Genomic DNA, 12,558 nt, shown 5'->3' on the forward strand with positions numbered 1-12,558 from the left:
CGGAACTCGATGGGCCTTGACGGTCGAAGCCCCGGCAACCACGTTCACGGTGCTTGCGGGGAGTTGGAGGCATCGTCATGCAAAGTCAGGAACGCGACCTTATCGAGGGATTGTTCAATCGGTTGAAGGCCTATGAATCGCAGCCCCGCGACCCCGAAGCGGAGCGGCTGATCGCAAGTCTGGTCGGCGCTCAGCCGGGGGCGCCGTATCTTCTGACGCAGACCGTGCTTGTTCAGGAGCAGGCCTTGAAGGCGGCCCAGCAACGCATCTCGGAACTCGAGGCCAGGGCCGCGGCCGCTGCCGCCCCCACCGGTTTTCTCGATAGTGCGCCAAAGATCGGCCCATGGGGCGCCGCGCCGGCAGCGGCGCCGGCTGCATCACCGACCGCGGGTGCGGTTCCTCCATCTCGTTCGCCATTGCAGGCTGCGGTTGCACCGCAAGGACCAGGCGGCGGATTCCTGCGTTCGGCGTTGACGACGGCGGCGGGTGTGGCGGGCGGCGCCTTGCTGTTCGAGGGGATCCGGAACATGTTCGGTCACACGGTTAGCCCGTTCGGCACCCAGCAGGTGTTCATCGACGAACCGGCCGCGACGCCCTTGATGCCTTCGGACCAGGTCAACTCTGCGGATCTGGCACAGGATGACGGGGCCGCCGACGATTACAATACGGCGTCCGACGACGACTCCGCATTTGACTCCGGTTTCGATGATTCGGACAACGTCTGAACCAATTAATGAACGGCTAGCAGGGAAGGGGAGAGTGATGATCGACTTGCATACATGGGGCACGCCCAACGGTCGGAAAGTCTCAATCATGCTCGAAGAGTGTGGACTGCCCTACACGGTGCACAAGGTCGACATCTCCAAGGGAGATCAATTCAAGCCCGACTTCCTGAAGATCAGCCCCAATAACCGGATCCCTGCCATCGTCGATTCCGATGGGCCGGGCGGGAAGCCCTACAGCCTGTTCGAGTCGGGTGCCATCCTGATCTACCTGGCGGAAAAGACTGGGAAGTTCCTGCCCAAGGATCCCGCGAAGAAATACGACTCGCTGCAGTGGCTGATGTGGCAAATGGGAGGAGTCGGCCCGATGTTCGGCCAGGCCCATCACTTCCTGCGTGCTGCTCCCACCAAGATCGAATACGGCATCAAGCGCTACGTAGACGAGGCCAAGCGTCTCTACGGCGTGCTCGATAAGCAGCTGGCGTCACACAGCTTCGCGGCCGGCGACGAATACACCATCGCCGACATCGCCATCTTTCCGTGGGTGGCCCGTCACGAGTGGCACACGGTCAACCTCGCGGATTTTCCCAATGTGAAGCGCTGGTACGACGTGATCAACGCCCGGCCCGCGGTGACCAAGGGCATGGCGGTACCCTACCTGAATTGATGGTCGCGCGACTGCTTGGCAGGCGCAATGCGAGAGGGTGGTATCGTTTTTGGAATCTGTCTAGAACTGGCGGCGTTCGTTACCGGAGGAGTGTGGACTCATGAGCAAGACCGTCAAAGACCGTCAGGCCGCCGCCCTGGCGACACCGACCGATCTGGGCAGCAACGCGACGAAGGATCTTTCCGGAGCGCTGAACATTCTGTTGGCGGACGTTTTCGCGCTCTATCTCAAGACCAAGAATTTCCATTGGCACGTTTCCGGTCCGCACTTCCGTGACTATCACCTGCTCCTCGACGATCAGGCGACCGAGATCTTTGCCATGACCGATGCGATCGCCGAACGCGTCCGCAAGCTCGGCGGGACGACGATTCATTCGATCGGCCAGATCAAGAACCTGCAGCGCGTCCTCGACAACGATGCGGAGTACGTCACACCGGAGGACATGCTCGCTGAACTGCGCGAGGACAACAAGCAGCTGACCGAGAACATGCGGACTCTCCACGATCTCTGCGACGAGCATAACGATGTCGCGACGGCGAGCCTTATCGAGAATTGGATCGACCAGAGCGAACAGCGGACATGGTTCCTGTTCGAGACGGGTCGTCGCAGCGGCGGCTGAGGAATCTCCGGCATGAATGTGAACGGCCGCCCGCTGGGGCGGCCGTTTTCGTTTTCGGTCTTGGGACCGGCAGACGGATTACTTCTCTGCCCAGCGAATCATCTTGCTGACGAAGGCATCGCAGGCATCGATCTGGGAACGCGCCACGAATTCGTTCGGTTGATGGGCCTGCGAGATGTCGCCGGGCCCGCAGATCACGGTCGGAATGCCATGGCTGCGGAAAATACCGGCCTCGGTGCCGTAGGGCACTGCATAGGTCCGGTTGCCGCCGGTCCATTGCAAGGCGAGCTTGGCGGCCTCTTCGTTCTCCTGAGGGTTGAGGCCGGGGACGAACGAGCGCCGCTTGAGCGTGATATTGGCTTCGGGATGCTTGGCCCGCATCTTTGGCAATAACAGCTCTGCCACATACTTCTCCGCCCGGCGCTGCACTTCCCAGGCATCGTCGCCGGGAAGGGTGCGGTACCCCCAGTTGAGGACGCATTCGCGAGCCAGGATGTTGCCCGCTGTGCCGCCGCTGACGACGCCGACATTGATCGTCGTATGACCCGGAACGGTATCGATATCCGTGCGCTTCCGTTGGGCCAGTTCTTCCTGCAGCTCGTTCAGCCAGTGGATGAAGTCGCCGGCGAAGTGGATGGCACTGACGCCAAGATGGGTCATCGACGAATGCGCCTCGACGCCGGTAAAGGTGGCAATGATGCCGCCGCCCGCGTTCTGCGCATTGACCACCCCCATCATCGTGGGTTCTCCGACGATGACCGCCTGCGGGCGGGGAACGTTGCCCACCAGCTTCTCGACCAGCGCCGGAGCGCCGAGGCATCCGATCTCTTCGTCGTAGCTGAAGGCGAGGTGGATCGGCACCTTGAGCTTGGCCTTCTGGAGCAGCGGCACGTGAGACAAGGCGACAGCGATGAAACCCTTCATGTCGCTGGTTCCGCGACCGTAGAGATTGCCATCGGCCTTCTCTGTCAGTTCCCAGGGATCGGTCGTCCAGGGCTGGCCGTCGACGGGGACCACGTCCGTGTGGCCCGATAGGACGATGCCGCCCTCCTTGTCGGGACCGATGCTGGCAAAGAGATTGGCCTTGGTGCCAGCCTCGTTGGGCACCAGGGTGCTCTCCACGCCGAAATCCGACAGATACCCTTGGATATATTGGATCAGGTCGAGATTCGAATTGCGGGAGGTGGTGTCGAAGGCGATGAGGCGCTTCAACATCTCGATGGAACTGGGGCCGGACTGGGACATTGGGGAACCCTCGCACACTTCACGGCCAGGGGCCAAGCACCTGAAAAGATGCGGGAATTTGCAGCTCGGTTTGACACTCCGGCCGGGCGCCGCTAGAACCGCCGCGCATCCGTCGTGGATATCGACCGCCGGGGTCTTAACGGGCTGCGGAGAGGTGGCCGAGCGGTCGAAGGCGGCGGTTTGCTAAACCGTTATAGGGTCTAAAGCCCTATCGTGGGTTCGAATCCCATCCTCTCCGCCATTACATCTGCGCAAATCGCCATTTTTGCTGTGCTGGGCGACCTATGCCCGGCGGCATGGACCCCCTTTGGGACCACGGGGTCGCGGAAATCGGCCGAAGATGGTCCGTCCTAGGCTGCGTTGGCGAGATACGGAACTTATCGCGCGTACCGCGTGAATACAAAGTCGTGGTCCCGGACGTTGGTGTTGTGGCAGGCAAAGCAGGTACGGTGCTGTGCCTCGTCCGCAGATTTGCCGTCGACGAAGCGGCCGAAGCCCCAGCCGCCGGTCGCGGCGTAGCGCTTCGAGTCCTTGACCATGACCTGCACCGTTGTCGGCTTGCCGGGAACGAAGGCCGGCGCGAACTCGGCCGATTGTTCCCGCTCCCATGCCAGCTTTACGAGGACGGTGCCGTCGGGGAAGGGCAGTGCAGCGCTCCGATAGGCTAGCAGTGCCGCCGCGTTTCCGACGACGGCGCGCAGTTCATCGAGCGCGCCGGTTTCCTGCGCGACGCCGACAAGCTGCCACTGCCGATAGCCGTCCGGAAGCGACACGCCATATATCGGGGATGTAGCGGTGGTCGGTGTAACAACGGCCGTGGCTGGCGCTCCGTGCGACAGCGTCACCCCTATGACCGATCCCGCTGCGACAGCGCAGGACACCGCGATGGCAGGCCATTTCATCTCGATTGCTCCGCGCCTTTCGCGACGTCGTCAGGTCGCCATCAAGTCGATCACCGCTTGGGCGAAATCCCTTGGCGCCTCCTGCGGCAGGTTATGGCCAATGCCCCCCTTGATCAGGCGATGCTCGTACCTGCCGGCGAAGTGCTTGGCATAGGCAGCCGGTTCGGGATGGGGCGCGCCGTTCGCATCGCCCTCCATTGTGATTGTTGGCACACGGATAACGGGAGCCTGCGCGAGCTGCCTTTCGAGCGGGTCGTACCGCCGTTCGCCGTCGGCGAGATCCAATCGCCAGCGGTAATTGTGGATCACGATGCTGACATGGTCCGGATTGTCGAACGCCTGTGCAGTCCGCTCGAAGGTGGCATCGTCGAAATTCCATTTCGGCGAAGCGGTCTGCCAGATGAGCCTGGCGAAATCCTTTCGCGAGGCCTCGTAGCCGGCCCGGCCGCGGCTGGTGGCGAAATAGAACTGGTACCACCACGACAATTCGGCGCGGGGCGGCAGCGGCGCCTTGCCGGCTTCCTGGTTGCCGATCAGGTAGCCGCTGACCGAGACGAGCGCCGTGCATCGCTCCGGCCACAGCGCGGCGACGATATCCGCTGTCCGTGCGCCCCAGTCGAAACCGGCCAGGACCGCCTTCTGGATGTGAAGCGCATCCATGAGCGCGATGACGTCGAGCGCCAGGGCTGATTGCTGCCCATTGCGCACCGTCTCTGCCGCCAGGAAGCGGGTGGTGCCGTATCCGCGCAGGTAGGGCACGATCACCCGATATCCCGCAGCGGCAAGGATCGGGACGACCTCGACGAAGCTGTGGATGTCGTAGGGCCAGCCATGCAGCAGGATGACCGCCGGCCCGGTGGAAACGCCCGCCTCGACGTAACCCACATTGAGTAGGCCAGCATCGACTTGTCTCACTTGGCGAGCGAAGGTGTCGGCTTCCGGCACGGTTCTGGCTTTTGCCCGACCCGGACGGCAAAGCTCGATGGCGGCGAGGGTTCCGGCAGCGGTGATGAGCAGCCGGCGGCGTGTACGGTCGATCGTCTCGGGCGTCATGTGCAATCCTGCGGTATGCTCTGAATGGCGCCGAGATTGCCGCAGTCGTTGCTGCTCCGCTTTCAGAGGCGCTTGATTTCTCCTTCAGGACATCTTGATTTTTGCGGTATGCCGATGACGGGGAGACAATGGCCCAGAGGACAATGTCCAGCATCGGCGTATGCCCGTGATCTATCGGTTTGAGAACTTCACGCTCGATGCCTCCAAGCGGGAGTTGCGCAAGGACGGCAACCTCGTCGCGCTCGAGCCCCAGGTCTTCGATGTGCTGAAGTTCCTGTTGGACGCGCGGGATCGGGTGGTGAGCCGGGACGATCTGCTGAAGGGCGTCTGGCACGGTCGTCTCGTCTCGGAGGCAACCCTCAGCAGTCGCCTCAATGCGGCGCGCACCGCCATCGGCGACACGGGTGCCCAGCAGCGGCTGATTCGGACTCTTCCGCGCAAGGGGATCCGCTTCGTCGGTGCAGTCCAGGAAACTGCCAATTCGGGACAGCAGTCGGCGGTCGGCTCTGCCATCGCCCCGATCGCGTGGCGCGAAGACTCGCGGTTGCCGGCAGTGGCGGTCCTGCCTTTCACCAATATGAGCGGTGATCCAGAGCAGGACTATTTCGCCGATGGCATGGCCGAAGAGATCATCACGGCGCTGTCGCGTATCAGCGGGCTGTCGGTCATGGCCCGCAACTCTTCTTTCATCTACAAGGGCAAGCCGACCGATATCCGCCAGGTGGGCCAAGAACTTGGCGTGGGGTACGTGCTCGCGGGCAGCGTGCGGCGCGATCGGAAACGATTGCGCATCACGGGGCAGCTCGTCGATGCCACGACAGGCGTACATCTTTGGTCCGATCGATTCGACGGCGATCCGCGCGACGTCTTCGACTTGCAGGAGCGTGTCGCGCAGTGCGTCGTAGCCGCCGTCGAGCCCACCCTGCAGATTGCGGAGATTGCGCGTCTGGGACGGGATAGGCCTGCCCGCCTCGATGCCTACGACTTTCTGCTGCGCGCCTATGCGTTGCTTGCGGACTTTACGGCTGCCGGCATGCAGGAGGCGCTGCAGTGCCTCGACCAGGCCTTGGCGGTCGATCCGACCTATGCGCCTGCGATGGCCGCGGCGGCTTACTGTCGGGCGCAGTGCCATTTCCAGGGCTGGGTCCAGCAGGACGAGGCGAGTCGTGAGGCGGCCGTGAGTCTGGCATGGCGTGCCGTAGAGCTTGCGCCCAATGATGCGCAGGTCCTCTGGATGGCGGCCTTCGCGATCTGGAACATGGCCCACACGGAGCGTGACAGGGCGCGCGAACTGTTCAGCCGTTCACTGCTCCTCAATCCGAATTCCGCCATGGCCCTGACCTTTGCGGGCTGGATAGAGACGATGTGCGGCAATGGAGGCGATGGTCGGGCCATGGTGGAGCGGGCACAGCGGCTCAATCCGCGCGACCCACGAGGATGGCTGATGTCCGGCGTCATGGCGCTCGCTGCCGTGATCGACGGCAACTACGCCGAGGCCATCGCGTGGGCCGAGCGAGCGCTGGCGCAGAACCGACGGTTCGCAGTGGCGCTGCGCGTGCTCGCGGTCGCCAACGTCAAGCTCGACCAACTCGACAGGGCACGGAACGCCGTTACCGAGCTGCTCGAAATCGAGCCGGACCTGACGATCTCGGGCTTCTTTGCGCGCACTCCAGTTCCGCTCGAGAGTATGGCGACGGCCTATGCCGATGGGCTGAAGGCAGCCGGATTGCCGGCTTGAGTGCCTTGGCTGATGATGGCGCAGACGCAAGATCCAGGAAGTTGAGTTGTAGGCGCCAGCCAAAATGAAAAGATTCCACATGCCCGCCGTTGACCGTCCTGCAGGCGGGAGATTGTTTCGCGCATTCCTGTCACTGATCGTGGGCTCAGTGGCGGCGCTAGGTGCGGCCTGTACTGGGACCGATGCACCGGGACCAGTCGTCACCCCACCGGCGCAGGCTGTTCCACCGCCTTCGACAGGGGAAGCGGAACGGAGCGTCTACGGCCAGGCCATTCCACGTCACGGCAAGTTCGTGGTGGTGAATATCCCGTCCTTTGAACTTGTGGCCCTGCAGGATGGCGCGCCGGTGCTGCAAAGCCGGGTGATCGTCGGCCGGCCCGAGAGCCCGACGCCGGAACTGCTCTCCTCGATCTACGCCATCAAGTTCAATCCATCCTGGACGCCGACGCCCTGGATGATTCGCAACGAAGCGGCGCATTACATGCCGCCAGGCCCTCAGAACCCGCTCGGCCGTATCCTGTTCGAGATGGACAATGACCAGCTCGTCTATCTGCACGACACCAACCAGAGGGACCTCTTCAACCGGCAGAACAGGGCCTTCAGCCACGGCTGCGTCCGCGTCGAGAAGGCCCGCCAGCTGGCGGCCTGGGCGCTCGGCGTTTCAGAAAAAGACATCGAACAGATGATTGGGCACGGGGGAACCTATGCGGTGCCGCTGCCGGAACCGATCCCTGTATCCCTCGTCTACAACACGCGATTTCCCAACGAGAATGGGCAGAGCGTTCTTTATCCGGACGTCTACCATAGTCATGCTGCAGAACAGTGGGCGGCCTCCCCTCATGCTGCTCGCCAAGTCGCAAGCGTTGCGCGGTCTGAGGACGTTGAACCTTCTCACCGAGGCTGCGAGGCTGCTGCGGCGAGGTGATATCATCTTCGGGTTGGTGGGATGATCTGACAATGTGCGACAGATAAGATGCTTCGTCGTTACTCTTGGCTTTTCGAACGGCCTCAGCCTGCAGTTCCCGACAGCTCATCCGGTTTGACCTTTACGCGGGACTGGTTCTCCAGCAACAAGGTGCAATTCCAGACTTTTCTTCGTGCCCTGACGGGCACAGCCTGCAACCTGCTCGAGATCGGCTGCTACGAGGGCAGGGCGACGTGTTGGCTCATACAAAATATCGCCACCCATCCAGACGCCCGAATTACTTGCATCGATATCGTGCGGCAGCCCTGTTTCGGATTCAATGTCGACGCTGTCGGCGGTGGCGGCAAAGTCAGCTTTGTGCAGGGAATGTCTAGATCGGCGTTGCGAGAGCTTCCTCTCGATCATTTCGACTTCATCTATGTTGATGGCGCGCATGCTACTGTCGAAGTACTGGAGGATGCGGTGTTGTCCTTCCGACTGCTCAAGGCAGGAGGCATCTTGGCCTTCGACGACTACAAATGGGACGACAGTCGTTTTCGTCGCGACGGGCTTCCCAAGCCCGCGATAGACAGCTTCCTGAAGATCTACGCGAAGAAGATCTATGTCTTGTTCAAGGGTTATCAGGTCTGGGTGCGCAAAATAGCGGACTGACGAAAGATTCCCATGTTCGCCGCTAGCGCCTCGGCCGCTCCGGCATGGAGACCGGCATCCGAGAGTCTTCCCTTGTGCGACAGGGAGACCGACAGTCGCACCAGCGCGCGATGGGCGCGAGCCGGATCTCGTCCTACCTGACGCAATCTAGCGAGTACGATCGTTATGCGACGCCGCAGGCGGTGAGGTGTCGCCGAGTCGGCGGCCAGCTCGTGCAGGTGGCGCACGCTATCTGCGACCCGCATGATGGTCATGCTGCCGGCTGCTGCTGGAATGTCCCGGATGCCGGCCTTTTCCATCCATCGCACCAGCATGAGCAGCCGATGATAGAGGCGGGCCCGCCAGATGCGCTGGTGTCCTATCGCATTCGCATCGGCGGCCATGTCCTGCAAGTCGCGGATCATCAGGATCAGCAACCTCTCCATGCGTCGGCGTGGATTGGTCGGAAATACCAATTGGAAGGCCGCTAGGGCGATGATCGGTGCCGCTATTACGGCGAGAGACATTTCAAGGAAATGGCCGAAGGTTCCCACCAGGGGGAAGGCAGGCTGCAACAGCAGCAGCAGGACCATGTTGAAATCCATGCCGCTGGCTACGGTGCGGCGGTGGCCGAACGGCAAAGCGCCGAAAAGAACGAACGGCATCATCATGAGCACGAGCTGCAGTCCATTGTCCGCGGCAGGCCAGACCAGCCACCGGCAGGCGAGCGCTGCAGCGGCCCCGAATATCTGTCCGATCAACACATGCCGCATGATCGCCGCGGGTGTATCGAAGGTTGAGAACAACGACAGCATGACTGTCGATCCGAGCATGACGTAGGCGCCGCCAGCCCATCCGCTCAGCACCCAGCCGGAACCGACGACGAGCAAGGTACCGGAAGTGCGGAGCAGAGTGTGGCGAGCACCAATCCAGTCGCGGTGAAGGACGACGGGATGGCGGGTGACGGGCGGATCGACCGTACCATCGCGGAATGACAGCCGTTCGTGTATCGCGGCGGCAAGCCCGGCAATCGCCCGATGCAGCGACTCGTGTCCCTGCGCAAGGGTCTCCGCCGTGTCGAGTGACGTCATGATTGCGGTGGCGCTCGCCCTTTGCTCCAAGGCGTCGGCGGCCTGTAGCAGGGCGTGCGCCACTGCAGGGTTGCAGACCGCCTCATCGTGACGCTCCAGCCAGAGCAGGGCAGCAACCTGCGCGATCAGGATGGATCTGATGGTCCGTGCCGAGCGACGCGATCGCAGCGAGCCGGCACCATGAGGATCGAGGCCCTCATCGATCGCAGCCATCTCAGTCAAGATGCCACGTCGTTCGCTTTCGGGGCTTCTTGGTCTGTCGCTGAGAGCCGCAGCCAGGTCGCGCAATACGCGCGCGGTGAGACGCCTAGAGCGGCCGACGAGTTCATCTGTTTCCCTGGCGCCAAAGGCCAAACCGATCAGCAGCGCGACGAGGACGCCGACGAGAATGGTCAGCGTCCGGTCGATACCCAGCATTACGATGTGGTTAGGCTGGTTGGCATCGAGCAGCGCCACCATGGAAGCGGAATAGCCCGCGAGGAGCGTGCCGTAAGCGGTGAAGCCGCGAAGCAGGTTGCCGACTCCGGCGCAAAGCCCAACCCAGAGCGCAAGCGCGAGAACCAGAAAAGGGATCTGGCCGCCGCTCGCGACGACGATGATCACGCCGACGAACGATCCAACGATCGTTCCGGCGGCGCGGAAAAAGGCTTTCTCGATGAGAGGGCCGGGAGTCGCCTGCGAGGCTGCCCATACCGTCATCGCCGACCATTGTGGATGATCGAGGCCCAGGAGCCAGGACAGCAATAGCGCGCCGCACGCGGCCACAGCGGTCCGGAGTCCAAAGGTCAGGCGGGGCGGATCGAAGCCCAGTCGGGAGAGGCGCTCGGTGACGGTCATTGGGGCGGTCGCCGCTCGTCCTGTAACCGTCGCAGGCGGACACCGATTTTGTCGAACAGGACCAGAGTATTCGATATCTCCTCATCGCTGAGATCGACAAGGAGCTTCGCCTCGACCGCCTGCAGGGCATGTCGAATCTCGGCGAGGATCTTGCGGCCAGCCGGTGTGAGGAAGATTTGCTTGGCGCGCCGGTCATTGGCATTCGTGCGTCGTTCAATCAGGCCGCGCTCGTCCAGGATGTCCAGAAGCCGGACGAGACTCGACCCGTCGATGCCAACTCGGCACGCAAGATTATTTTGGGTGATGCCCTCGCCAAACTCCTCGAGGTGGACGAGCGGTGCCCAGGTCGCATCGGTGAGGCCGATGCCGGCCACGACGTGATCCAACTCCCGCCGCCAGGCACGGGTGAGCAGGGCGAAGCGGATGCCGAACCGAAAGCGGGAGGTGGTGGGGCGCGCAGTCATGCGGGCGTTTTAAGCAAAATGATTTGTATTTCAAATTATTTGTTCTGCCATCTATTATGGAAAAGCACATGGCGCACTTGGCAAGCGACGATGGTACATGTCGGCCGATTGTGGTTAGTTGATCGCATCGTCAATGCGGGGAGAAGGATGCGCAGAGTAGCGTGCATGATCGGCTTATTGGTCTTGGGAGGCTGTGCTGACAGCTCCGGAAGGCAGGTCGCCGACTGTGCGACCTATCGCCGGCCCGGGCCCTGCTATGACGGCACCGATATCACCGACCGCAAGAACCGCGACAGCGTCAAGGATATCACGGTCCACGTGGCGGACGACACGCGGGACATCACCGATCGAAAGAACCGGGACGACGTCAAGGACCGGACCGTCTGGTGCGCCGAAATCGGCCAGGTGATCGTGGCGCCATCCTTCATGGTCTTCTTCGGCTGGGATCGCTCGGACCTGTCTGGCGAGGCGCTGGAGACGATCCAGCATGCCGCCGATGCCTACAAGAACAAGGGGGGAGCACGCGTCACCGCGACCGGCCATACCGACCGGTCTGGTCCCGAGGATTACAATATGGCGCTGTCGCTGCGACGCGCGAATGCCGTCAAGGATGCCCTGATCCGTGACGGCGTGAAGGCTTCGGATATTTCCGTCGTCGGCCGCGGCGAGGCGCAGCCGCTGGTGCCAACTCCCGATGGGGTTCGGGAGGCGCAGAACCGTCGCGTCGAAATCGTGATCCGCTAACGCTCAGGGCGCGGCAGCACCTTGCGATAGAGGTGCCATGTCGCGTGCCCGAGCACCGGCAGCACGATCGCCAATCCGAGTAACAGGGGAAGGGCGCCGATAACCAGGCCGACGGCAATCGTCAGTCCCCACAAAGCCATCGTGCCGGGATTGCTGCGCACGACCCGGATCGAGGTCGTGATTGCCGTCGTGACCCCCACGTTGCGGTCGAGCAGCAACGGAAACGTCACGACGCTGATGATGGCGGCCACGAGGGCGAACAGGAAGCCCACGCCGATCCCGACAATGGTCATTGTCCACCCGGCGGAGGTCGTAAATACCTCGTCCGCGAACGCGTGCAGAGACTCGGGCGGTTCCGGTCCGAAGCTCAGCAGGTAAATGAAATGGGCGGCGAACAGCCATAGGGCCAGAAGGCCGGCGAGCAGAAGCCCCATCACGATGATGGGACCGATGGCGGGTGACGTCGCAACCCCGAACGCATCGGTCCAGTCCTTGTCGGTACCCTGCTCGCGACGACGGCTCATTTCGTACAGGCCGACCGCAAAGAAGGGGGCGACGATGGCGAAGCCCGAAATCAGGGGAAAGAGTAGGGGCAGCATTCCGTAGCCCATCACCATGCGCGAGAAGACGAGGCCGGCAATAGGATAGGCCAGACAAATGAAAATGACGTCCGTCCGATAGGCGCCGAAGTCCCCGAACCCTTTGCGCAGCACGTCGCGCAGATCGCCGGCCCGGATCCTCTGGACGACAAGCGGTCTGGTGTCCCGCGCGTCCCAGGCACCATCGATCGTCTGAGCGGCCCGGTCCATGACCCGGCCCGTGGATTTGAGCTGATCCCATCCCCACTCGATGGGGTTTCGGATGTGTTGTTGCACGGCCATAGGCAGCTCCTCTCGAAACGGTGTCGAAGGACGCGGCCAT

General features: G+C 62.5%; 13 protein-coding genes and 1 tRNA gene. 8 read left to right on the top strand and 6 right to left on the bottom strand.

From position 1 onward, the window contains the following. Positions 1 to 77: 77 nt before the first annotated feature. The 3 genes from B5D62_RS05480 to B5D62_RS05490 all read left to right on the top strand — a co-directional run bounded on the left by B5D62_RS05480 (position 78) and on the right by B5D62_RS05490 (position 2,008). The gene (locus B5D62_RS05480; RefSeq protein ID WP_085932777.1) at positions 78 to 725 is read left to right on the top strand and encodes a DUF2076 domain-containing protein; all 648 of its coding nucleotides are present in this window, start codon (positions 78 to 80) and stop codon (positions 723 to 725) included. A 34-nt stretch (positions 726 to 759) separates the two neighbouring features. Then, positions 760 to 1,389, top strand: a complete 630-nt coding sequence (locus B5D62_RS05485; protein ID WP_269435081.1) for a glutathione binding-like protein — start codon at positions 760 to 762, stop codon at positions 1,387 to 1,389. 100 nt (positions 1,390 to 1,489) lie between these two features. Beyond that, positions 1,490 to 2,008: a Dps family protein gene (locus B5D62_RS05490; protein WP_085932779.1), complete on the top strand. Its 519-nt coding sequence runs from the start codon at positions 1,490 to 1,492 to the stop codon at positions 2,006 to 2,008. Between the two features lie 78 nt (positions 2,009 to 2,086). Here B5D62_RS05490 and argE read toward each other — a convergent pair whose 3' ends face one another. Continuing rightward, positions 2,087 to 3,253, bottom strand: a complete 1,167-nt coding sequence (gene argE / locus B5D62_RS05495) for an acetylornithine deacetylase (RefSeq protein ID WP_085932780.1) — start codon at positions 3,251 to 3,253, stop codon at positions 2,087 to 2,089. Between the two features lie 148 nt (positions 3,254 to 3,401). Between argE and B5D62_RS05500 the strand changes: the two genes are divergently transcribed. Next, positions 3,402 to 3,494 (top strand) — tRNA-Ser (locus B5D62_RS05500). Positions 3,495 to 3,630: 136 nt separating this feature from the next. Here B5D62_RS05500 and B5D62_RS05505 read toward each other — a convergent pair. Together B5D62_RS05505 and B5D62_RS05510 are read right to left on the bottom strand one after the other, a co-directional pair. Further along, entirely contained in the window at positions 3,631 to 4,155 is a 525-nt protein-coding gene (locus tag B5D62_RS05505) for a cytochrome P460 family protein (protein ID WP_085932781.1), read from the bottom strand. Between the two features lie 30 nt (positions 4,156 to 4,185). Next, positions 4,186 to 5,208: an alpha/beta fold hydrolase gene (locus B5D62_RS05510; RefSeq protein ID WP_085932782.1), complete on the bottom strand. Its 1,023-nt coding sequence runs from the start codon at positions 5,206 to 5,208 to the stop codon at positions 4,186 to 4,188. A 166-nt stretch (positions 5,209 to 5,374) separates the two neighbouring features. Here B5D62_RS05510 and B5D62_RS05515 point away from each other — a divergent pair, with 166 nt between their 5' ends. The 3 genes from B5D62_RS05515 to B5D62_RS05525 all read left to right on the top strand — a co-directional run bounded on the left by B5D62_RS05515 (position 5,375) and on the right by B5D62_RS05525 (position 8,522). Beyond that, on the top strand, positions 5,375 to 6,946 hold the full coding sequence (locus B5D62_RS05515; protein WP_085933534.1) for a winged helix-turn-helix domain-containing tetratricopeptide repeat protein: 1,572 nt from the start codon (positions 5,375 to 5,377) through the stop codon (positions 6,944 to 6,946). A gap of 79 nt (positions 6,947 to 7,025) precedes the next feature. Further along, the gene (locus tag B5D62_RS05520) at positions 7,026 to 7,871 is read left to right on the top strand and encodes a L,D-transpeptidase family protein (RefSeq protein WP_170920796.1); all 846 of its coding nucleotides are present in this window, start codon (positions 7,026 to 7,028) and stop codon (positions 7,869 to 7,871) included. Positions 7,872 to 7,919: 48 nt separating this feature from the next. Continuing rightward, a complete protein-coding gene (locus tag B5D62_RS05525; RefSeq protein WP_085932784.1) occupies positions 7,920 to 8,522 on the top strand; it encodes a class I SAM-dependent methyltransferase in 603 nt (200 codons plus the stop codon). Here the strand turns inward: B5D62_RS05525 and B5D62_RS05530 are convergent. Together B5D62_RS05530 and B5D62_RS05535 are read right to left on the bottom strand one after the other, a co-directional pair. Then, a complete protein-coding gene (locus tag B5D62_RS05530; protein ID WP_085932785.1) occupies positions 8,492 to 10,429 on the bottom strand; it encodes an FUSC family protein in 1,938 nt (645 codons plus the stop codon). The two genes, B5D62_RS05525 and B5D62_RS05530, sit on opposite strands and share 31 nt — an antisense overlap. Then, positions 10,426 to 10,893 (bottom strand): MarR family winged helix-turn-helix transcriptional regulator, encoded by a 468-nt coding sequence (locus B5D62_RS05535; RefSeq protein ID WP_085932786.1) that lies wholly within the window; start codon positions 10,891 to 10,893, stop codon positions 10,426 to 10,428. The genes B5D62_RS05530 and B5D62_RS05535 overlap by 4 nt, the downstream gene beginning before the upstream one ends. A 165-nt stretch (positions 10,894 to 11,058) precedes the next feature. On the opposite strand from B5D62_RS05535, the gene B5D62_RS05540 reads away from it, so the two are divergent. Continuing rightward, positions 11,059 to 11,637: an OmpA family protein gene (locus B5D62_RS05540; RefSeq protein ID WP_170920797.1), complete on the top strand. Its 579-nt coding sequence runs from the start codon at positions 11,059 to 11,061 to the stop codon at positions 11,635 to 11,637. Here the strand turns inward: B5D62_RS05540 and B5D62_RS05545 are convergent. Next, positions 11,634 to 12,518: a DUF2189 domain-containing protein gene (locus tag B5D62_RS05545; RefSeq protein WP_085932788.1), complete on the bottom strand. Its 885-nt coding sequence runs from the start codon at positions 12,516 to 12,518 to the stop codon at positions 11,634 to 11,636. The genes B5D62_RS05540 and B5D62_RS05545 overlap by 4 nt on opposite strands. Positions 12,519 to 12,558 lie beyond the last annotated feature (40 nt).

Origin of the sequence: Enhydrobacter aerosaccus, assembly GCF_900167455.1 — a bacterium.
GTDB classification, from domain to species: domain Bacteria; phylum Pseudomonadota; class Alphaproteobacteria; order Reyranellales; family Reyranellaceae; genus Reyranella; species Reyranella aerosaccus.